Below are 19867 nucleotides of genomic sequence, written 5' to 3' on the forward strand. Positions count from 1 at the left end.
ACAGTTGGCCCGCCCGATATACAGGCCAATTTGATTTTTTTGTTTTCGTAGGCCCGGTAAGCGCAGCGCCACCGGGCAAAATGCGTGAGTGCTACACCCTGCCGTATCTGTCCTCAAATCGGACGATATCGTCCTCTTCCAGATAGGAGCCGGAGCGCACTTCAATCAGATCGAGAGGGATTTTCCCAGGGTTTTCCAGGCAGTGCGTCGCCCCCAGCGGGATATAAATCGATTCGTTTTCACCGAGCAGGGTTTCAACATTGTCGATAGTGACTTTGGCGGTACCTGCCACCACTACCCAGTGTTCCGCCCGGTGATGATGCATCTGCACCGACAGCCCCTCGCCCGGTTTAACGGTGATGCGTTTCACCTGATAACGGTCACCTTCGTCGATGGAGTCATATTTGCCCCACGGACGATAGACTTCGCGGTGAATGTGGTGCTCATGGCGGCCATCGGCCTTGATCTGCTCCACCACTTTTTTGACGTCCTGCACCGCGTTGCGATCGGCAATCAGCACCGCGTCTTTGGTCTGTACTACAACCAGATCTTTAACGCCGACGGTGGTGACCAGGCCCGATTCGGCATAGACATAGCTGTTCTCGGTTTTATGGCTGATCACATCCCCGTGATGGACGTTACCTTCCGGCGTGTGCGCGCTGATCTCCCACAGGGATGACCAGGAGCCGACGTCGCTCCAGCCCGCATCCATCGGCACCACCACCGCATCGGCGGTACGTTCCATTACCGCGTAATCCACCGACTCCTCCGGGCAGGCAAGGAACGCGGCTTCGTCCACGCGGATAAAGTCCAGATCCGGGTCGACGGTGGCCATTGCGCGTTCGCAGGCTTCCAGGATGTCCGGGCGATACTTTTGCAGCTCTTCCAGATAGCGTCCGGCGCGGAACAGGAACATACCGCTGTTCCAGTAGTACTCGCCGCTGGCGACGTAGGCCTGCGCGGTTTCCAGATTCGGTTTCTCAACGAACTGCGCGACGTCAAAGGCCAGGCTGTCGCCCTCCCCCGGCGTGACGTTACCGCGACGGATATAGCCATAGCCGGTCTCCGGCAGGTCCGGCACGATGCCGAAGGTGACCAGCTTGCCGCTTTCGGCATAAGGGATGGCGGCACGCACCGCATCGCGGAACGCCTCTTCCTGCTGGATGACGTGATCCGCCGCCAGCACCAGCATCAGCGGATCGCAATCCGGGCTGCTGCGCTTCGCCGCCAGCGCGGCGAGAGCGATGGCCGGGGCGGTATTGCGTCCGGCCGGTTCAAGAATGATATTTTCGGTGAGCTTGTTCAGCTGTCGCAGCTGCTCGGCGACGATAAAGCGGTGCTGTTCATTACAGATCACCACCGGGCTTTCGCAATCGACGCCATTAAGACGGTTTACCGTGGTCTGCAGCATGGTGAGCTCCCCTTTCAGGCAGAGGAACTGTTTCGGATAGAGCACGCGGGAGAGTGGCCATAACCGGCTACCTGAGCCACCCGCCATCACAACCGGGTACAACGTATTCTTATTCATGATTTATCCCCGAATATCTGCAATAAACTGGTTCAGCACGTTCTCTTTCTCGAGCGTGCGTTCGGCATAGTCACGCGCGATGGCGTTCTCTTTGGGCATATTCAGCGCCTGTTCGATCCCGCCCACCAGGGCGGATACCGACTCCGGCTCAACGCACACCGCGATCCCCGGCAGGGTGTCGCACAGCTGGCCCAGCTCGGTATGGGCCTCGGCGGTGATCACCGCGTTGCCGCCCACCGCCAGAATGTTGGTCAGCTTGGAGGGCAGAACGGCATCCGCCGCGCCGCGCTTTTGCACAACCAGATGGCAATCGGCCATCTTCAGCAGCGCCGGTAAGGCCTCGTAGGGCTGCAGCGGCAGGAAAGTGATGTTCTGCAGGCCACGTTCCTGGGCCATCTTTTGCAGCCGCGCTTTGCCACCCCCCTGGCCGACAATCACAAACTGCCAGGGCTGGTCGCGGAGCTGCTCAGCGGCATCAATAACGTTCTCAAGCCCCTGCTTCTCACCGATGTTGCCCGAATAGAGAATGATTTTTTTGGCTTCTGGCAGACCCAGCTGCTCGCGCAGGGCCGCCGCCTCAACAGCAGTCACATCGCGAAAACGGGCCACTTCCGACCAGTTTGGAAAGAAGATCACCTTCTCCGCTGCCACGCCCTTCTCCTGCGCTTTGTTCATCATCGAGCGGGAGATGGTCGAGACGTAATCGACGTTATGCAGGCTGCTGCGCTCGAAGGCGCTGGCCAGTTTCGCCACTTTGCCGCCCTTGCCTTTCCCGGCCATTCCCAGGCCCAGCATGGCGTCCACTTCGTAATCCTGAATGTGCAGCAGGGTGCGGGCGCCTGAGAGCTTGCCCAGCAGGCGCATACCTGGGGTGCAAAACAGGGTCGGCACCACGCCGATAATGCGATCCGGCTTCCAGCGACGTTGCGCCATCAGCGGGAAGAAACTGCTCAGGGCAAAGCTGCCCAGATGAATCAACCGCTTTAAGGTCGAGGGCTGCTTTGGCACGTAAAGCGGACAGCGCCAGACGGTCGCGGCCCCCTCTTCGCGGCGGTAGCGCCAGCTGGAATAGTGCTCGTCCACCTGCCACTCCGGGTAATAAGGTGGTGCGGTAATGACCCGCACCTCATGACCCTGACGGGCCATCCACTCCACCATCTCGCCGGTGTACTTACCGATCCCGGTCAGCTCCGGGGAGTAGTTAATGCCGTATACGAGAATTTTCATAAACCCGGCACTCCGGCCTGCTTCAGAAAATAGGCCCGGCTGTTGTCATGGACGTTATCGCTGGCCAGCAGCGCGTCGGGCGTCAGCCAGCGATAGTCGTCATGCTGCGCATCAGGCAGATGCAGCTCTGCCTGATTGACCTTCAGGCGAAAACCGAGCACCACATAGTGGGTGGTGAAATCGGTGCCGGAAAAGTTGTCGTCATAGAAGTGCTGCCAGACCCCGTAGAACTGCCCTGCCGTCATCGGCAGACGGAGCCCCAGCTCCGCCTGCGTCAGACGCGCAAAGGCATTTTCCAGCGTCTCATCTTTCTGCACCCGCCCACCTGGCACGAACCAGTAGCCCTGTGCCGGACGATTGGTGCGCTGTCCGAGCAGGAACTCGCCACGCTCGTTCTCCACAATCAGATCGATGGAGATCAGCGGCGTGGAACGCACTACCGTGGCAAAATCTTCCTGACTTAAAAACATAGTTACCCCCGGAAGCGGTGCTGATTTTCCAGGAACCACTGATAGGTGCTGGCCAGCCCCTGGGCCAGCGTCACCTCGTGGAACCAGCCCAGCTGGTGCAGATGGGTCACGTCCAGCAGCTTGCGCGGGGTGCCGTCGGGTTTAGTGGCATCGAAGGCCACGCGGCCCTTGTACCCCACCACCTCAGCGATGGTTTCAGCCAGTTCGCGGATAGTGCAGTCCACCCCGGTGCCAACGTTGATATGCGACAGCATCGGCTCGGTATTCTCCTGCCACACCTCGCGGGCCAGCTCCATCACATGAATGCTGGCGGCAGCCATATCATCCACGTGCAGGAATTCGCGCATCGGCGTACCGCTGCCCCACACCACCACTTCCGGTGCGTTGCTGACGGTGGCTTCATGGAACCGGCGCAGCAGCGCCGGGATCACATGGGAGTTGCTCGGGTGGAAGTTATCGTTCGGGCCGTACAGGTTGGTCGGCATCACCGAACGATAGTCGCGGCCATACTGGCGGTTGTAGGACTCGCACAGCTTGATCCCGGCAATCTTGGCAATCGCGTAGGGCTCGTTGGTTGCCTCAAGCGTGCCCTGCAGCAGCTCGCTCTCGGCAATAGGCTGCTTCGCCATCTTCGGGTAGATACAGGATGAGCCGAGGAACAGCAGCTTGTTCACGTTGTGCAGGTGCGCCGCGTGAATGATATTGCTCTCGATCATCATGTTCTCGTAGATGAAATCCGCCGGATAGGTATTGTTGGCGACAATCCCACCCACTTTTGCCGCCGCCAGATAGACCTGGTCGATGCGCTGTTCAGCAAAGAAAGCCTCGACTGCTTGCGCATCCAGCAGGTTAAGCTCGTCACGGGTGCGCAGCACCAGCTCGACGTTGCCACGCTGCTCCAGCTGGCGAACAATCGCCGAACCCACCATCCCGCGATGTCCGGCAACAAAAATACGTTGTTTGGTCATTCTCAGGACTCCAGCGCGATGGCAACCTCGTAGCCGTGGGATTTAAGCAAGGAGTGTTTTTTCGCCGCTTCGAGATCTTTTGCCACCATCTCGGAGACCATCTCCTGCAGCGTGGTTTCTGGTTTCCAGCCCAGTTTTTCGTGCGCCTTGGTCGGGTCGCCCAGCAGGGTTTCTACCTCGGCAGGACGGAAGTAGCGCGGGTCAACTTCCACAATCACGTCGCCCGGCTGTACGCCCGGTGCGTCGTGGCCGGTGACGGAGACCACAATGCCTTTCTCGTCCACGCCGGTGCCTTCGAAGCGCAGCTTGATGCCCAGCTGAGCAGCGGCCATCTCAACGAACTGACGCACGGAGTACTGCACGCCGGTGGCGATAACGAAGTCTTCCGGTTTTTCCTGCTGCAGCATCATCCACTGCATTTTTACGTAGTCTTTGGCATGGCCCCAGTCACGCAGGGAGTCCATATTGCCAAGGTGGAGCTTCTTCTCCAGGCCCTGGGCGATGTTGGCGATCGCGCGGGTGATCTTACGGGTCACGAAGGTCTCGCCACGGCGCGGAGACTCGTGGTTGAACAGGATGCCGTTGCAGGCGTACATGCCGTAGGATTCACGGTAGTTAACGGTGATCCAGTAGGCGTACATTTTTGCCACTGCATACGGGGAGCGCGGGTAGAACGGCGTCGTCTCTTTCTGTGGGATCTCCTGCACCAGGCCGTAGAGCTCGGAGGTGGAGGCCTGATAGAAACGGGTCTTCTTCTCAAGACCGAGGAAACGAATCGCTTCCAGCAGACGCAGGGTGCCGATGGCATCCACGTCAGCGGTATATTCCGGGGATTCGAAGGAGACGGCCACGTGGCTCATCGCGCCCAGGTTATAGACTTCATCCGGCTGGACTTCCTGCAGAATACGGGTCAGGTTGGAGGTATCGGTCAGATCGCCGTAGTGCAGATGGAATTTCGGGTTCGCCGCGTGCGGATCCTGATAGATATGATCCACGCGCTCGGTGTTAAAAGAGGAGGCACGACGTTTGATTCCGTGCACTTCGTAGCCTTTTTCCAGCAGGAGTTCCGCCAGATAAGAACCATCCTGTCCGGTTACGCCGGTGATGAGAGCGACTTTAGACATGTTTATTTTCTCCAGACTTATCAGAAGTTATTCAGTTTCAACGCGTTCGCGTATCACCACTGCGGGATTGCCACGGCAAAGTTTGTTTGCCGGTAGCGACTTAAAAACACTGCTGCGCGCACCAATAACGGTGCCATTGCCAATGGAGACGCCGGGGGCGACAAATACGTCGGTCGCCAGCCAGCATTTCTCGCCAATGGTGATTGGCTGCGCGTTAATATCAAAATGTTGACTCATATAATCGTGGCTGCCGGTACAGAGGTAGCATTTCTGAGATACCACTGCATTCGCGCCAATCGAAATTTCACCCAGCGTATATAACACCGCGTCGTCACCAACCCAGGCGTTATCCCCAAGGGTTAATTTCCATGGGTAAGTAATTTTTACCGACGGGCGAATCACTACGTTTTTTCCGATTTTTGCACCGAAGCTGCGTAATAAAAATGCGCGCCAGCGATACATAATTTGTGGGGACCAGGCAAATAATGTCGCCTGTACCGCCCACCATAACTGCACCTTAATCCCCCCTGCGCCACGGAATCCTTTTGGCACAGAGAAGCCGCTTAATTCCTGCATACTTTTTCCTTATATTCAGACTTTGTTATATAAGGCTTTGGTTTTACCCGTGGTTTTAAGGCGCAATAAATAAGATAATTCCGCCCATACGCCCGGCACGCGTAATATGTCGCGCTGCACCTTGCGGGCATCCTGGCATAATTCCAGATTATTCGACGTTGACACGCCGCCCATCGAAAATTCAGAAACCAGACCTGGCAGACGTTTAAAAGGATATCCGGCTTTATACAGCCGAGCGGCCAGTGCGTAATCCGATGAAACGCGGTACTGCAGATCGTACGGGTACGTTTTTAACCCGCTCAGCGGGAAGAAAATCGCCTGATGGCTGGCCGGCAGGCTGTGATAAATATACCAGCCCGGTTTCGCCGTACGGCGTACTTTATTTCCATCACCGAAATCAAGTAACGCATCGCCCATGTACATGGCGTTATCCTGAACTCGAACGAGTTGACGAACAAACTGCGCTACGTCGTCATGAAAAATATCGCCAGAATTAAGGAAGATGGCATAGCGCCCCTGCGCCATGTCGATACCTTTATTCATGGCATCGTAGATACCGCGATCTTTCTCGCTGATGTAGCGTAAGTTATATTCACCATTCAGTTTTTCGAGGAATTCTGCGGTGCCGTCGTTCGAACCACCATCCACCACAATCCATTCAAAGTTGAGGCTGGGATCGCCTGCCAGATTACGCAGCGACCGCCAGGTTTTTACCACGCCCTCGTAGTTACGAAAGGCGACAGTAATAACGCTTAGTAACATAAACCACCTCGTTATGAATGCGTAATATTAAGCGCCTTGCGCAAAATAAACGGGCATACAATCAAAAATGCATACTCTGGGCTAAATATTGACCCGGTAAAAAACAGCGATACTGGCGTAAAGAGGTAAAGCTGTACGCGAAAATTCTGATTATCACCAAAGGCGCTGATCATCATTTTGAAAACTTTAAACAGATACCACGCCGTGAATAATACTGCGAACCATGAAAAATAAATAATCAGCAGATACAAGCCATTGTCTATTGTTTTTCCGACGTCCGCACCGTTAAAGATTCCGAATGATGCGACATATTCATAAAGTGAGCCAAATCTGACTACACCGTCAATATGGGTTAAAGAGTACCCCACCATCACCAGCGGACCGATAATACGGTAATAAGAGGATGATCCTTCGGTGCCCAAATCACCCAGACGCTCGGAAATATACGGAAAGGCAAATACCACCCCGACTAAAAAGACGGACAATGAAATGATCGCTAAAGGTAACTTTTTCCTGATCGCCTCTTTATTCAGATACTGGAACGCCCACTCCAGAAGGTAAAACAGAATAAACGTCATAACCCCGGAGAACGATCCTGACAGAACGATTCCTGTAAGAATCATAGCATCGCTCTTGGGCGTTTTGATACCAAACTGTTTGATGCTGAGCCAAATTGAGATTAACGCCAGAGCGAAGAATGCCGGTTCAAAATAGAGCGCTGTGGTACGTTTGCCGCCAAATTTAATGAAATTCAGTACATAGCTATTACTGTAAATAAGATATTTCGAAATTATTTCCATCAGGCTACTGCCACCGGTCAGAATAATTTGCGCCATCTCCAGTGCGGCGAGGGTGACAATGATTCCAATGACCAGATAAAAGAACCTGAGGATCTTCCGATAATTGTGCGGCGAGACGGTTTTAAAGCGGATACTCCACACCATGCCGATAATGATGACGATATAAACAAACAGCATGGTGGAAGTAACGTATTTACTGGCATCCAGCGACTGACCAAAAATGTAGTTGAAGGCCGTCAGCCCCGCCCCCAGCCCCAGCGCTATCATCAGCTTTTTCACGCTGATTTTGTCGACAAACAGCAACAGCAGCAGCGGTAAAAAGGTCACGATAGTGATGGGGAAGCTCTCTCCCAGCTGGGCAATCTTGACGTTGACCAGCAGGTAGATGAGCGGCAGCAGCAGATAGCTACAGATTCTGATAGAACGAGACATACTCCTCCAGCATCTGTTGTCCACTGTAGGCCTGGCGGCTGCGGGTGCGGAATGCCTCAAGGGAGGTGCCAAATACCGCCTGGGCGATATCCGCTTTCGCCAGCTGCACCAGAGGCAGCACTTCCTCTTCGCTGAAGGTTTTGCCCCCCGATTTTTCCAGTACTTCCCGCGCGGCGTCGCTGTGGGTGGCGATCACCGGTACTCCGATGGAGAGCGCTTCGCACAGGATCAGCGGGTAGTTATCCACCCTGGAGCTGAACACCAGCGCATCCATCCCGTTCAGGGCGCTCATCAGTTTGCGTTTGTCGGTTTCGAAGCCGTGGTTCACCACGTTCGGCCCTTCAAACGGCGAGAATTTGCCGAAGGTGTGCAGCTCGATCTTGCCGCCAAGCGCCATCATATCCCGCACCAGCTGCTGGTTGGTTTTGCCGTCGTAGCGCAGATCGTGAGCGACGACGGCAATTTTCGGCTTGCCGGCGGTAACGGCGACCGGGGTCAGCTCTGCCAGAATCGCCTCTGTCGCCACGTCGATACCGTTATTGATGATCCGGCAGCGCCCTGCCCCGTACAGGCTGTTAAAAGCGTCGGCCACATGCTGGCTGGGGGAGATGAACTGGCAGCCCAGCGCCAGCATGTCACGGAACAGCTGACGCTTGCCATCTACCAGCTTATGGGCGCGATCCACCTTCACCGGCGGATAGTTGCTGAGCGTCGGGCACTTCTGGCAGTTCGTTTTCCAGCCTTCGCAGCCGTCGGTAAAGGCGCAGCGGCCAGTGACGCTCCAGTGATCGTGCAGGGTCCAGACGAACGTGGTGTCGGGTTTGTGCGCCTGCACCTTCTGGCAAAACGCCACGACCTCTTCCAGTTTCAGCCAGTAGCTGTGCAGGACGTGAAAATGGAGCACTACCGGGCCCGGCGTGCGGGTAACGGTGCGATAGAGGCGGTTAAGATTGCCAAAGAGATCGCGGTTAAACAGACGGAACAGGGCAATATTGGCCACCGAGGTCAGGCGCGGGGTATGTTTCACCACCTGCGGGTAGCGATCGTGGCTGACGCTTTTTTTACCGCCCTTGCCGTAGCCGTAGATAAAGCGCGACTGAAGTCCTTTTTGCAGCGCGCGCTGGTGCAGATCCAGCGCCACACCTGCCGCCCCGCCCTCGGCGAGACGGACATTAAATTGCAGAATGTTCATTTGATCACCTTCACGCGGGCCTTCTCGCCCACCACCAGCGCGTTGTCGGGGATGCTGTCCAGCACTACGCTTCCTGCCCCCACGGTGACGTTATTACCGACGGTGATATCACCGATCATCACCACGTTGGCACCCAGCTCAACGTTATTGCCGATGACCGGACAGGCCAGGCTGTCCGGGCCGCGGTTACCGAGGGTCACCCCGTGGCGGATGGTAAAATCATCCCCGGCGACCACGAATTTATTGATCACCACGGCATAGCCGTGGTGAATGGTGAAGCGGCGGCCGATGGTGGCCGCAGCCTGGATTTCGTAGCCGAAAATGCACTCGGTGATGAGGCGGTAAAGCACCAGAACCGGCGCCGCCCAGAGATTGTTAAGGACGTTTTTTTTGCGCCACACCGAGCAAAAATGGGCCACCCGGTAGGCCAGCACCATGCAGCAGGGGCGCAGGCTCCAGCTGTTTGCGCGACAATCTTCCAGCACCATTATTTCCCCCGCAGTCCGTCGGCCAGACGCTTACCGTTACGGACCGAAATCAGCGTCAACAGGGTGCGCCAGTTCATCCGCTTATTGCGGATCTGATACAGCGTAAAGAGCTGATACTTGCGGCTGGCGCGGTCGAACTTATCCCGGTGCTTGCGGTAGAAGTGGAAGTAGCCGGAAAACTTCTTCGGCGACGAGGTGATCTGCATTTCACCATGATTGATGTGCAGGATCTGGGTGGCTTCTTCTACCTTCCACGGCTCGCCATACTCCACCACCATCCGCAGGAAGATGTCGTAATCCTGGGCGGCGGCCAGTGACGTATCGAACAGGCACTCCTTGAAGCGCCACGCCCAGGTAAAGACCTGATTGCCGATAATGTTGCGCTTGTAGAACAGGCTGCGGGAGTACGGCGATTTTGGGTACAACGGCAGGCTGGCGGGCTGAGAGTAGACCTCCCCCTCGCAAACATAGTCGTTGGCGTACAAAAAGGCGTGGGTAACCAGGTGATGCTGATGCGCCAGGAAGGTAGACAGCCGGTTTGGCGTCCACTCGTCGTCATCGTCAATACCGGTCAGATACTGGCCAGAGGCCTGCAAAATAGCCTGATTGCGGACCGCGCAGGCGCCGGAGTTAATGGCGTTATGGGTGTAGATCACCCGCGGGTCGTCCAGGTCAGCGACAAACTTCTGGAGCTGCTCGTACGAGGAGGAGCAGTCATCGACGATGATCAATTCCCAGTGGTCATAATCCTGGCGTAATACCGATTTTATCGCACGGATCGCCAGCTGCTGACGGTTCCATGTCGGCATATAAATGGAAATCAAAGGACGTGGTGTCATGGTGTTCCCCGAATGGCTCATTACTTGCTGTCCGACTTATATTCGTACTCGTAATACCCGTAATCCTGATACCCGGTGGCGCGGCGGAAGATGGAGTTGAGGATCACCCCTTTCACCGCAATGCCGTTCTGTTCGAAGCGGCTGAGGCTGGTTTCGACCTCTTTCAGGGTGTTCACCGCGTAGCGCGCCACCATCAGCGTGGTGCCCGCATGGCGACCGACAATTGCCGCATCCGTTACCGCGAGGATTGGCGGGGTGTCGATCAGCACCAGGTCATAGTTTTCACTGGCCCACTTCACCAGCTGGGTAAAGCGTTCGCTCATCAGCAGTTCCGATGGGTTCGGCGGCACCTGTCCGCGCGTGACCAGGTCAAAGTTAGGGATGGAGGTCGGCTTCGCGCACTGGCTGATATCGCCCTTGCCCAGCAGGATGTCCGACAGACCGTTTACGTTGTTCGTGCCGAGCAGCTCGTGGGTATAGCCCTTACGCATATCGCAGTCGATCAGCAGCACGCGCTTGTTGGTCTGGCTGACTACCGCCGCCAGGTTGGCGCAGACAAAGGTCTTGCCGATGGAGGGGCTGACCCCGCTGAGCATCAATACGTTGTTGCTGGCTTGCATCATGGCGAAGTGCAGGCTGGTGCGCAGGCTGCGGATAGCCTCGATAGCCAGATCCGTCGGATTGCCGACTGCCAGCAGCTGGCTCTGCTTGTAACGTTTGATGCCATTGGACGTTTTGACGCTGTCACGCGATTTCTGCCACTCCGACAGCGGGATGCTGGCGTAGACGTTGATGCCGTGCTCCTCCAGAACCTGCGGGCTTTCGATCCCACAGTTAAACAGGGAGCGCAGCAGTACGCCGACGATGGAGAGCATCAGACCGAGAATAATGCTGCCGAGAATAATCAGCGCCTTCTTCGGCTTCAGCACGCCCGGCTGGGTGATGGCCGGGTCGACAATACGCACATCGCCAACGGTGCTCGCCTCGGTGATCTTCAGCTCCTGCTGTTTGTTCAGCAGCTGCATATAGACCTGCTGGCCAGACTCCACGTCGCGGGTCAGACGCAGGATCTCCTGCTGAGTCTTTGGCATCGCGGTGACGCGGTTATTGAGTTTGGCTTTTTCCTCTTCCAGCGTCTGGCGTTTTTCCAGCAGCGTACGGTAGGCCGGATGGCGTTTGGTGTAGAGTTTGGAAATTTCCGCCTCTTTAAAGGTCAGCTCGTTGATCTGGGCGTCGATATTGACCATCGAATCCAGCACCGACTTCGCTTCGAGCGGCAGGTCGACGGAGTCTTTATCCTGACGGAAAGCGTTGAGCTTGTTCTCGGCCTGATCCAGATGGGCGCGCACTTCCGGGAGCTGTTTCGCGAGGAAGTCGAGGCTTTTTGACGCCTCTTCCGACTTACGCTTCACGTTCTGCGCCTGGTAGTTGCGGGTAATGCTGTTGAGAATGTCGCGGATCTTGTCCTTATCCTCGCCGGTAAAGGTCAGTCTCAGCACCCCGGTATCCTTTCCGGTTTCGGTGACCGACAGGTTGCCCTGCAGATTATTGATCATCCCGAGCATTGAGAATTTGCTGACGGTGAACTCGCTGCCGCTCTGGGCATGGATGTCGCTGACCATCATGCTGACGCCATCTTTATTCAGCATCTCCCCCACCTTGCCGCGGGCGCTAAACCCGGCGTCGCTGGTAAGCTGATACTGATCTTTCCCCAGCACTTCAAGGGTAAACTCCTGGCTGGCGCCCCCGGCAGGAAGCTGGAAGGTGGTCACTTTAACCGTATCATTCTGACGGCCCATCAACCGGTCCCAGCCCGCACCAAACACCGGGAAGGTGTTTTTAGTGACGCCGATGTCGAGATCCAGATCGTCCACGGTTTTTCCCAGCACCAGGCGGGACTGGATCAGCTCAATTTCCGCCTGTGAGGCGGGCGGCTTGTTTGCCAGCGCCGAACCGATGTCCTGCACCAGCGAATTGCCGGTGTTTTGCTCTATTTGTACCAGCGCGTCGGCGCTGTAGATCGGGGTGGCAAAAAAGGTGTAAATCACCGCCGCAACGGCAAAGAGCGCGGTGATGCCAATCACCCACCAGCGCGCCTCGACCACGGTTCCGATCAGACGACCAATATCAATTTCATCACTGCCCGCACTCGGGGCGGCAGAAGGTTTTACGTTTGCTGTCATTATTATCCCTGCTGAACGTTCAGTGCCTCTGCCCACTGGCGGGCAGACTGGTCGAGTAAGGTGTAAACCGCCTCAAACGCTTCATGGCTTTTGCGGTACGGGTCGGGGATCTCACGCTCGTTGTCCCAGTGACCAAACAGCATCACTTTGCCGCGCATCTCCGGTGCGATATCGCACAGGGCATGAATGTGGCGTTTTTCCATCGCGAGGATCAGGTCGTAGTCCCGGCACAGGCTGGCCGTCACCTGACGGGCGCAATGCCCGTCGAGTGAAAGCTGATGCTCTGCCGCAACCTGACTTGCACGCTCATCGGCCCCTTTGCCCACCAGCGCGCCCAACCCGGCTGACGCCACGGTGAGCTGCGGTTGGTACTGCTTAAGTAGCCGCTCAGCGGTAGGGGAACGGCAGATATTCCCCACACAAACCACCAGAATTTTGTTAAACATCGTTATCACCAGTTGTGGTACTGATGTACCGTGTCGGTCATGGTATGGATATTGTTGATGGTCGGCATCAGCTGGTTCATCACACGGTTCCAGCGCGTTATCGGCGCGGTGGTGACATAGACCACGTCATACGGCTGGAGGCGGAAGCCGGTCGCCATCACCAGTGAGGTGGCATCAGACATATCCAGCTGGTAGACGTTGGCAATCTTGCCCTTCGCATTGTTTCCTGTAATCGGACGGATCACGAAGATACCGCTGGCGTCGGAGGTGCTCATATCCAGCCCTTCCGCGTTGCCCAGCGCTTCGGTCAGGGTCATACCGCTCAGGTCCATCTTGAGGGTGCTCTGTTTCTTCACTTCACCCATCACGAACACTTTCAGGTCGTCATTGCGCGGCACGAACAGGATGTCGCCCGGATAGAGCAGACGGTTCTGGCTCAGATCGCCGTTCTGCATCAGCGCCTGCAGGGAGATACGCTCCTCTTTGCCTTTATGGGTCAGCACCACATTGCGCCAGTCGGCGCCATCAGTGAGCCCGCCCGCGGAGTTGATGGCGTCAAGCACCGTCAGCGGCACGTTGGTGATCGGCTGTTGGCCGGATTTATTCACCTGGCCGGAGACATAGACTTTCTGCGAACGGAATGCGGCGATATTAACGTCCACCTGCGGGTCAGCGATGTACTGCGCTAAACGGCCGGTAATATCACTACGGATCTGTGCGAGCGTTTTGCCCGCCACGCGAAGTTTGCCGACATAGGGATAGAACATGGTGCCATCTGCCTGAACCCAGTTACCGGTATCGCTGGAGCTACGATACTGCCCCGCCGGGGTGGTCAGCTCCGGGTGATCCCAGACGGTGACGTTAATCACGTCCCCGGGCCCGACGCGGTACTGGTAGTTGGCGATCTCCTGGTCGAGATCGACATTCGGCCGTGCGACAATCGGGCGAGGGCGTAATTGTTCAACCAGCTGCGGGGTCATGGGATAAACGTTAACCATGCGGTTGATGTCAAAATCAGCATCCTGCTGTTTAATCACATCCTTACCGGAAGTTGAGATATTGCTGCCGGGGAAGATCGTACAACCACTCATCAAGGTCACAGAGACCAATAATGGCATCAATTTCATTTTGGATTTCATCATTGATTATTTATCACTATGGCAGAGTAATTATCCTGTGCATTTAAATAAGTGCGAAGGCGTATTACTTTTAGCATGCAGTCAATAAAAGAGAAATATAACTGGCATCAGTCCTAAAAGAAGCTTATTCGCTCTCAGGCTATTGACAGAATAATCGAGGCTGATTAACACGCTTTCAGGCACGCTACCGCCCTTGGCTTTCAGTTACCAATCTACTGTTTAAACAGCTAGTTAGGGGCAAGCACCCTCTTTGACAGGGTTTAATGAGAAAATATAACGGGCAGGATTAATCCGAACACGATATACATTTTTCAGGTCATTAAACCGACACAGAAATAGCACCAAAAACGACCGCTATTTGATGCTGAAAGAATTGTTGCAGCTATCTGAAAAGCAGGCAAGGAATCATCAACGAAGGCGTGGCTTTTAAGAATAATATTAACGGTCGCATTTCCGTGTTTTTAGGAATAGCTTTATATTGACATTATTAAATAACACCATTGACCCTGCGATATTTCTTATTTTTATTGATTCGGAGTTATTCCGATATTAACGCACAGAATGCAGGGTTTATTACCGGCCAGATAAGGAAAATCTATGCAGATAAATGCCTGGCCGGCATTGCATTTTTCTGGCGCAGTATCCATGATCGAAATGTGACAATTGTCATATAACGAAAGGTATTACGCTCACTATGGAATGGATAGCAGATCCATCAATATGGGCCGGTCTGGTCACCCTGGTGGTGCTGGAACTTGTGCTCGGTATCGATAACCTGGTCTTTATCGCCATTCTCGCCGAAAAACTGCCCCCTGCTCAGCGCGACCGCGCCCGCATCACCGGTCTGTTAATGGCGATGGTCATGCGCCTGCTGCTGTTGGCCTCTATCTCCTGGCTGGTGACCCTCACCCGCCCGCTGTTTACCGTCCACGGCTTTGGCTTCAGCGCCCGCGATCTGATCATGCTGTTTGGGGGATTTTTCCTGATCTTCAAAGCCACTGTCGAACTCAACGAAAGGCTGGAAGGCAAGGACAGCGAGAACCCCACCCAACGCCGTGGGGCGAAGTTCTGGGCGGTGGTGGCGCAAATCGTGGTGCTGGACGCCGTCTTCTCGCTGGATTCAGTCATCACCGCCGTGGGGATGGTCGATCATCTGCCCGTCATGATGGCCGCCGTCATTATTGCCATTGCGCTGATGGTGATGGCCAGCAAGGCGCTGACGCGCTTCGTTAACGACCACCCGACCATTGTCATTCTCTGCCTGAGCTTCCTGCTGATGATTGGCTTTAGTCTCGTGGCGGACGGTTTTGGTTTCCATATTCCGAAGGGGTATCTCTACGCCGCGATCGGCTTCTCGGTGATAATCGAGGCGCTGAACCAGCTGGCGATTTTCAACCGCCGTCGCTTTCTCTCCGCCAATCAGACGCTGCGCCAGCGCACCGCCGAGACGGTGATTCGTCTGCTGAGCGGTAAAAAGGAGGATGCCGAGCTGGATGCGCAGTCCGCCTCCCTGCTGGCCGACCATGACAACAGCCCGATCTTCGCTCCTCAGGAGCGGCGGATGATTGAGCGGGTGCTCCACCTGAACCAGCGCTCCGTCAGCAGCATCATGACCTCGCGCCATGATATCGAGCATATCGACCTCAATGCCCCGGAGGCGACCATCCGTGCGCTGCTGGATAAAAACCAGCACACCCGCATTGTGGTCACCGGTAGCGACCGGGAAGAGGAGCTGCTGGGGGTGGTTCATGTGATTGATCTGCTCAATCAGCAACTGCGCGGCGAGCCGTTAAACCTGCGGGTGCTGATCCGTCAGCCGCTGGTCTTCCCGGAGGTGCTGCCGCTGCTGCAGGCCCTGGAGCAGTTCCGCAACGCGCGCACCCACTTTGCTTTTGTGGTGGATGAGTTTGGTTCCGTGGAGGGGATTGTCACCCTTAGCGACGTGATGGAGACCATCGCGGGTAACCTGCCAAACGAAGTGGAAGAGATCGACGCCCGGCATGATATCCAGAAGAACGCCGACGGAAGCTGGACCGCGAACGGCCATATGCCGCTGGAAGATCTGGTGCAGTATGTGCCGTTGCCGCTGGATGATAAGCGCGAATATCATACCATCGCCGGGCTGCTGATGGAGAACCTGCAGCGAATCCCCCAGCCGGGGGAAGAGGTGAAGGTGGGTGATTACGCGCTGAAAACGCTGGAGGTGGAGAACCACCGGGTGCAGAAGGTACAACTAATCCCGCTGATCACGGAGGATGATGTGGATTACGAGGTGTGATGCGGTTCCCCTCACCCTCTCGGGTGAGGGGAGATAGCGCTACTGAAGCTTATCCAGCAACTTCTTCACATCTTTCCCGTTCTTCGACTCTTTATTCTTCACTGCCCAGTCGCTCAGACGACGTTTCGCTTCATCCTGGAGATGCTTACGCAGCAGCTGATCCACCTGCAGGGTGTAGTTCAGCGCCTGCCATTTGCCGTAGACATTCAGCGGGATCGGCGTCGTTTTCAGGAAATCGACCAGCTTACCTTCGCCAAGCCAGCCCTCCAGCACCCGAACTTTGAAGCGGGTGTCGGCGGTCTCCTTAACCAGATCCAGCGTGCCGTTGCCTTCGAGCATCAACATTGGTGATTCGCCCTGCATCCCCTCCAGCGTCACCTGCCCCTTATTGAGGGTCAGATCGGTGACAAAGCTGTCCAGACGGGTCGCATTGTCAAAGTTGTCTTTGACCTTCACGTTACTGCTGCGCTCCACCGCCTGCTGCACCAGCTGCTGGAAGTTAAGCCCTTCCATGCGGGTATTGTGCATTTCCAGATGCGCCTTACCCTGCCAGTTATGGCGGAAGGCTTCCGCGTCAATCTTGCTGCCGGAGAAGTCCCCGGCCAGGTTCAGGCTGCCGGTCAGCGCAATCGGATAATTAAAGGCCTTCAGGATGGTGCCGATCTCAATGTTATCGAGACGCGGCTGGAAGGTGGTCTGGGCGGTGGCTTTACGCACGTCGAGCGTACCGGGCAAGGAGAGCTGCCCTTCCCCCAATTTACCGCTCAGTTCCGCAATGGTCAGAAGCCCGTTCTCGTTGCTCATCTGGCTGCTGACCTGGGTGAAGTCCATCCCACGCCAGCGTACGCTGTTGGCTTTGAGCTGGATATCGGCACTGAAGCCACGCAGACCGTTGTAATCAGGCTGGTCCAGACTGGAGGCGATAACCGGGCGCTGGGCTCTGGCCTGATTTTGCCCCTGCTGTACCGCCTGATTGTTTGCCGCTGCGGTCGCCTGCGCCGGGAGCAGATTTTCCAGATTAAGCCTGTCGAACTGCAGATTCATGTTCCACTGCGGGTCGGTACCCAGGATCACGCGGGCCTGCCCAGTGAGGGCACTGTCATTAGCCTGCAAATTGAGTTGATTGAGCGCGAGCTGTTTCTGCTCCTCGCGCCACTGAACCTGTAAGGTGCCCTGCCCGCTGATGCCCTGCGCCGGCAGATCGACGCCGGTCAGTTGCCAGGTGAGCTGCTCAATGTCGGCGCTCAGCAGATGCGGATAGTCAGAGGCGTTGACGTTAGCGCTAAATGCGAGGTTCAGATCGCGCTGATTGCGGTTCACGCGGGCGCTAAAATCGATTTTGCCTTTGTGGTGTTCATCCTGTTCCATCTGCAGGTTGAGATTGCGAACCGTGACCTGCTCGTCCCCCTCGTGCTGGAACACCAGCAGGCTGTCAGCCACCTTCAGACGGCCAATATCGAATGACCAGCCGGTATCCTCGGCTTTATCCGGCAGCGTGTTTTCACGCGGGGCCACCGGCGCATCGGCATTACGTACCGCTTCAGACTGCGGGGTCAGCTGGATCACCGCCCCTTTGAGCATCACCTCATTGACCTGCAACTGATGCGACAGCAGCGGCATTAACGCCACGTCAAGGCGCATATTGTCGGCAGTCACCATCGGCACCGACGCCCCCGGCGCGGTGAGGGACATGCGTCCGGAAAGGATGCTAAGCTGCGGCCAGACGTGCCAGCGCAGCGGGCCATCCAGCTTCAGGACATAGCCGCTGCGCGCCTCCACCTGACGCACCATGTAGGTGCGAAAGTCATTGGGATTGACCAACAGAACCAACGCTGACAGGCCTGCAATCAGCACCACCAGCAAAATCATCAGCGTTGTCAGAACTCTTCTCATGGCTTCCTCAATGGACCGGATTTAAGCTCAATCTTTATCAATACGACTGGCGACAGCACCCTGCTGATCGCGATATTTAGCATCCTGGCGGCGGTTGTAAGGACGTGCCGCCGGGCCGGTTAACGGCTCGAAACTCAACGCGCCAATCATCATGCCCGGACGCAGCGCCAGGGGCAGTTTACCGGCGTTGAAGAACTCCAGCACGATACGCCCTGACCAGCCCGGATCGATACGGTGCGCAGTCACGTGTACCATCAGCCCCAGACGCGCCAGCGACGAACGTCCGTCGAGCCAGCCAACCAGATCCGCAGGCAGGGTGATGGATTCAAAGGTGACGGCCAGCGCCAGTTCACCCGGATGTAAATAGAACGCCTCGCCGTCGTCCAGCACGATTTCGTCGCTCATCACCCGATCGAGTGCGGCGCTGACTTCATCTTTCGGCCCACTGAGGTCGATAAAGGGCGCGGTATGGCCGCTAAAGGTACGAAACTTATTCCCCAGACGGACATCGACAGTCACGCCGTTAATGCGCTCGACTGGCGGGCGCGGGGTAATGCTCAGACGTCCTTCGTCCAGCCAGGCTTCAATATCTCGGTCACAAAGACGCATCACTTTCTCCTTTCGTGCAGCGCGCCCTCAGGCCACCAGAGCCGGAGGGCGAGCCCGGTTATCTTTGAACGGTACACAATTCGCGCGTGTTATTCAAAAAACTGGCTGATTTTCGCTTTCAGAATATCAATAGCGATGCGGTTTTTACCCCCGCGCGGCACGATGATATCGGCGTACTGTTTGGACGGTTCAATAAACTGCAGGAACATTGGGCGGACCGTTTTCTGGTATTGCGCCATCACCGAATCCATTGAGCGGCCGCGTTCGTTCACGTCGCGTTTGATGCGGCGCATCAGGCAGATATCCAGCGGGGTGTCGACAAAAATCGAGAAGTTCATGGATTCGCGCAGACGGGCGTCGGTGAGCAGCAGGATCCCTTCGAGGATAATGACCTTTTTCGGCGCAATGCGCACGGTTTCCTGCAGACGGGTGTGTTCAACATAGCTATAGACGGGCAGCTCAATGGCAGTGCCGTTCTTCAGGGCCTGAAGATGCTGGAATAACAAGCTGTGGTCCATCGCGCTGGGATGGTCATAGTTGGTCTTGACACGCTCTTCCATCGACAGATGGCTTTGATCTTTGTAATAGCTGTCTTCTGGAATAACGCCGATGTGCTCATCACCGACCTGTTCACGTAATTCACGGTAAAGCGTACTGGCAATGAGACTTTTACCTGAAGCCGATGCGCCGGCGATGCCTATAATGACGCACTGATGAGACTTATCAGTCATAAATTTTGCGACCTGAGTAACCTGGATGTAAGGAAGGACGACGCCTGAGCGTCAAACGCGGCAATTATAGGGATTTCATCGGCCTGATACCAGCCGAATAGAAATGTTATGCGAGACACGTTCAAAGTCCGTGCAGATTACTCCTGATACAAATTTTTTCGGCTACTTTTCCAGCGCCAAAG

18 protein-coding genes are annotated in these 19867 nt (G+C 55.9%); 1 reads left to right on the forward strand and 17 read right to left on the reverse strand.

Features of this window, described 5'->3' with window-relative positions; all coding sequences use genetic code 11:
- Positions 1–91 precede the first annotated feature (91 nt).
- Genes cpsB through ACOKCT_RS07645 form a run of 14 tightly spaced genes read right to left on the reverse strand, consistent with a single transcriptional unit; the run spans position 92 to position 14177 of the window.
- Positions 92–1528, reverse strand: a complete 1437-nt coding sequence (gene cpsB / locus ACOKCT_RS07580; protein WP_103180216.1) for a mannose-1-phosphate guanyltransferase — start codon at positions 1526–1528, stop codon at positions 92–94.
- A 3-nt stretch (positions 1529–1531) separates the two neighbouring features.
- Positions 1532–2755, reverse strand: coding sequence for a colanic acid biosynthesis fucosyltransferase WcaI (gene wcaI / locus ACOKCT_RS07585; RefSeq protein WP_103180217.1), 1224 nt, complete (start codon positions 2753–2755; stop codon positions 1532–1534).
- Positions 2752–3225, reverse strand: coding sequence for a GDP-mannose mannosyl hydrolase (locus ACOKCT_RS07590; RefSeq protein ID WP_103180218.1), 474 nt, complete (start codon positions 3223–3225; stop codon positions 2752–2754). Before ACOKCT_RS07590 ends, wcaI begins: the two co-directional genes overlap by 4 nt.
- A gap of 2 nt (positions 3226–3227) precedes the next feature.
- Positions 3228–4193 carry a GDP-L-fucose synthase gene (gene fcl / locus ACOKCT_RS07595; protein ID WP_420193336.1) on the reverse strand — a complete coding sequence of 322 codons (966 nt, stop codon included), beginning with the start codon at positions 4191–4193 and terminating at the stop codon, positions 3228–3230.
- A gap of 2 nt (positions 4194–4195) precedes the next feature.
- Positions 4196–5317: a GDP-mannose 4,6-dehydratase gene (gene gmd / locus ACOKCT_RS07600; RefSeq protein ID WP_103180220.1), complete on the reverse strand. Its 1122-nt coding sequence runs from the start codon at positions 5315–5317 to the stop codon at positions 4196–4198.
- A 27-nt stretch (positions 5318–5344) separates the two neighbouring features.
- Complete coding sequence (gene wcaF, locus ACOKCT_RS07605; RefSeq protein ID WP_156654872.1) at positions 5345–5893, reverse strand: colanic acid biosynthesis acetyltransferase WcaF; 549 nt, start codon at positions 5891–5893, stop codon at positions 5345–5347.
- Positions 5894–5908: 15 nt separating this feature from the next.
- A complete protein-coding gene (gene wcaE / locus ACOKCT_RS07610) occupies positions 5909–6655 on the reverse strand; it encodes a colanic acid biosynthesis glycosyltransferase WcaE (protein WP_103180222.1) in 747 nt (248 codons plus the stop codon).
- Positions 6656–6666: 11 nt separating this feature from the next.
- A complete protein-coding gene (wcaD, locus tag ACOKCT_RS07615; RefSeq protein ID WP_420193337.1) occupies positions 6667–7887 on the reverse strand; it encodes a colanic acid polymerase WcaD in 1221 nt (406 codons plus the stop codon).
- The gene (wcaC, locus tag ACOKCT_RS07620; RefSeq protein WP_420193338.1) at positions 7862–9079 is read right to left on the reverse strand and encodes a colanic acid biosynthesis glycosyltransferase WcaC; all 1218 of its coding nucleotides are present in this window, start codon (positions 9077–9079) and stop codon (positions 7862–7864) included. The genes wcaD and wcaC overlap by 26 nt, the downstream gene beginning before the upstream one ends.
- The gene (wcaB, locus tag ACOKCT_RS07625; protein ID WP_103181109.1) at positions 9076–9564 is read right to left on the reverse strand and encodes a colanic acid biosynthesis acetyltransferase WcaB; all 489 of its coding nucleotides are present in this window, start codon (positions 9562–9564) and stop codon (positions 9076–9078) included. Before wcaB ends, wcaC begins: the two co-directional genes overlap by 4 nt.
- A 2-nt stretch (positions 9565–9566) precedes the next feature.
- The gene (gene wcaA / locus ACOKCT_RS07630; protein ID WP_420193339.1) at positions 9567–10406 is read right to left on the reverse strand and encodes a colanic acid biosynthesis glycosyltransferase WcaA; all 840 of its coding nucleotides are present in this window, start codon (positions 10404–10406) and stop codon (positions 9567–9569) included.
- A gap of 20 nt (positions 10407–10426) precedes the next feature.
- Positions 10427–12589: a tyrosine-protein kinase Wzc gene (gene wzc, locus ACOKCT_RS07635; protein WP_420193340.1), complete on the reverse strand. Its 2163-nt coding sequence runs from the start codon at positions 12587–12589 to the stop codon at positions 10427–10429.
- 2 nt (positions 12590–12591) lie between these two features.
- The gene (gene wzb, locus ACOKCT_RS07640; RefSeq protein WP_103180226.1) at positions 12592–13035 is read right to left on the reverse strand and encodes a low molecular weight protein-tyrosine-phosphatase Wzb; all 444 of its coding nucleotides are present in this window, start codon (positions 13033–13035) and stop codon (positions 12592–12594) included.
- Positions 13036–13040: 5 nt separating this feature from the next.
- The gene (locus tag ACOKCT_RS07645; RefSeq protein ID WP_103180227.1) at positions 13041–14177 is read right to left on the reverse strand and encodes a polysaccharide export protein; all 1137 of its coding nucleotides are present in this window, start codon (positions 14175–14177) and stop codon (positions 13041–13043) included.
- A gap of 691 nt (positions 14178–14868) precedes the next feature.
- Between ACOKCT_RS07645 and ACOKCT_RS07650 the strand changes: the two genes are divergently transcribed.
- Positions 14869–16452: a TerC family protein gene (locus ACOKCT_RS07650; RefSeq protein ID WP_420193341.1), complete on the forward strand. Its 1584-nt coding sequence runs from the start codon at positions 14869–14871 to the stop codon at positions 16450–16452.
- A 39-nt stretch (positions 16453–16491) separates the two neighbouring features.
- On the opposite strand, the gene asmA is transcribed toward ACOKCT_RS07650, so the two are convergent.
- The 3 genes from asmA to udk all read right to left on the reverse strand — a co-directional run bounded on the left by asmA (position 16492) and on the right by udk (position 19685).
- On the reverse strand, positions 16492–18345 hold the full coding sequence (asmA, locus tag ACOKCT_RS07655; protein WP_420193342.1) for an outer membrane assembly protein AsmA: 1854 nt from the start codon (positions 18343–18345) through the stop codon (positions 16492–16494).
- Between the two features lie 27 nt (positions 18346–18372).
- Positions 18373–18954: a dCTP deaminase gene (dcd, locus tag ACOKCT_RS07660; RefSeq protein ID WP_103180230.1), complete on the reverse strand. Its 582-nt coding sequence runs from the start codon at positions 18952–18954 to the stop codon at positions 18373–18375.
- 89 nt (positions 18955–19043) lie between these two features.
- Complete coding sequence (gene udk / locus ACOKCT_RS07665; protein WP_032612454.1) at positions 19044–19685, reverse strand: uridine kinase; 642 nt, start codon at positions 19683–19685, stop codon at positions 19044–19046.
- Positions 19686–19867 lie beyond the last annotated feature (182 nt).

Source organism: Leclercia sp. M-A074-M (assembly GCF_965195605.1).
GTDB lineage: Bacteria > Pseudomonadota > Gammaproteobacteria > Enterobacterales > Enterobacteriaceae > Enterobacter.

Bases quoted from the DNA above. Each gene is read 5' to 3' on its own strand.
- gmd (WP_103180220.1), bottom strand. From the start codon at position 5,317: ATGTCTAAAGTCGCTCTCATCACCGGCGTAACCGGACAGGATGGTTCT.
- fcl (WP_420193336.1), bottom strand. From the start codon at position 4,193: ATGACCAAACAACGTATTTTTGTTGCCGGACATCGCGGGATGGTGGGT.
- wzc (WP_420193340.1), bottom strand. From the start codon at position 12,589: ATGACAGCAAACGTAAAACCTTCTGCCGCCCCGAGTGCGGGCAGTGAT.
- wcaC (WP_420193338.1), bottom strand. From the start codon at position 9,079: ATGAACATTCTGCAATTTAATGTCCGTCTCGCCGAGGGCGGGGCGGCA.
- udk (WP_032612454.1), bottom strand. From the start codon at position 19,685: ATGACTGATAAGTCTCATCAGTGCGTCATTATAGGCATCGCCGGCGCA.
- ACOKCT_RS07590 (WP_103180218.1), bottom strand. From the start codon at position 3,225: ATGTTTTTAAGTCAGGAAGATTTTGCCACGGTAGTGCGTTCCACGCCG.
- dcd (WP_103180230.1), bottom strand. From the start codon at position 18,954: ATGCGTCTTTGTGACCGAGATATTGAAGCCTGGCTGGACGAAGGACGT.
- wcaI (WP_103180217.1), bottom strand. From the start codon at position 2,755: ATGAAAATTCTCGTATACGGCATTAACTACTCCCCGGAGCTGACCGGG.
- cpsB (WP_103180216.1), bottom strand. From the start codon at position 1,528: ATGAATAAGAATACGTTGTACCCGGTTGTGATGGCGGGTGGCTCAGGT.
- asmA (WP_420193342.1), bottom strand. From the start codon at position 18,345: ATGAGAAGAGTTCTGACAACGCTGATGATTTTGCTGGTGGTGCTGATT.
- wcaE (WP_103180222.1), bottom strand. From the start codon at position 6,655: ATGTTACTAAGCGTTATTACTGTCGCCTTTCGTAACTACGAGGGCGTG.
- wcaD (WP_420193337.1), bottom strand. From the start codon at position 7,887: ATGTCTCGTTCTATCAGAATCTGTAGCTATCTGCTGCTGCCGCTCATC.
- wcaA (WP_420193339.1), bottom strand. From the start codon at position 10,406: ATGACACCACGTCCTTTGATTTCCATTTATATGCCGACATGGAACCGT.
- ACOKCT_RS07650 (WP_420193341.1), top strand. From the start codon at position 14,869: ATGGAATGGATAGCAGATCCATCAATATGGGCCGGTCTGGTCACCCTG.
- wcaF (WP_156654872.1), bottom strand. From the start codon at position 5,893: ATGCAGGAATTAAGCGGCTTCTCTGTGCCAAAAGGATTCCGTGGCGCA.
- wzb (WP_103180226.1), bottom strand. From the start codon at position 13,035: ATGTTTAACAAAATTCTGGTGGTTTGTGTGGGGAATATCTGCCGTTCC.
- ACOKCT_RS07645 (WP_103180227.1), bottom strand. From the start codon at position 14,177: ATGATGAAATCCAAAATGAAATTGATGCCATTATTGGTCTCTGTGACC.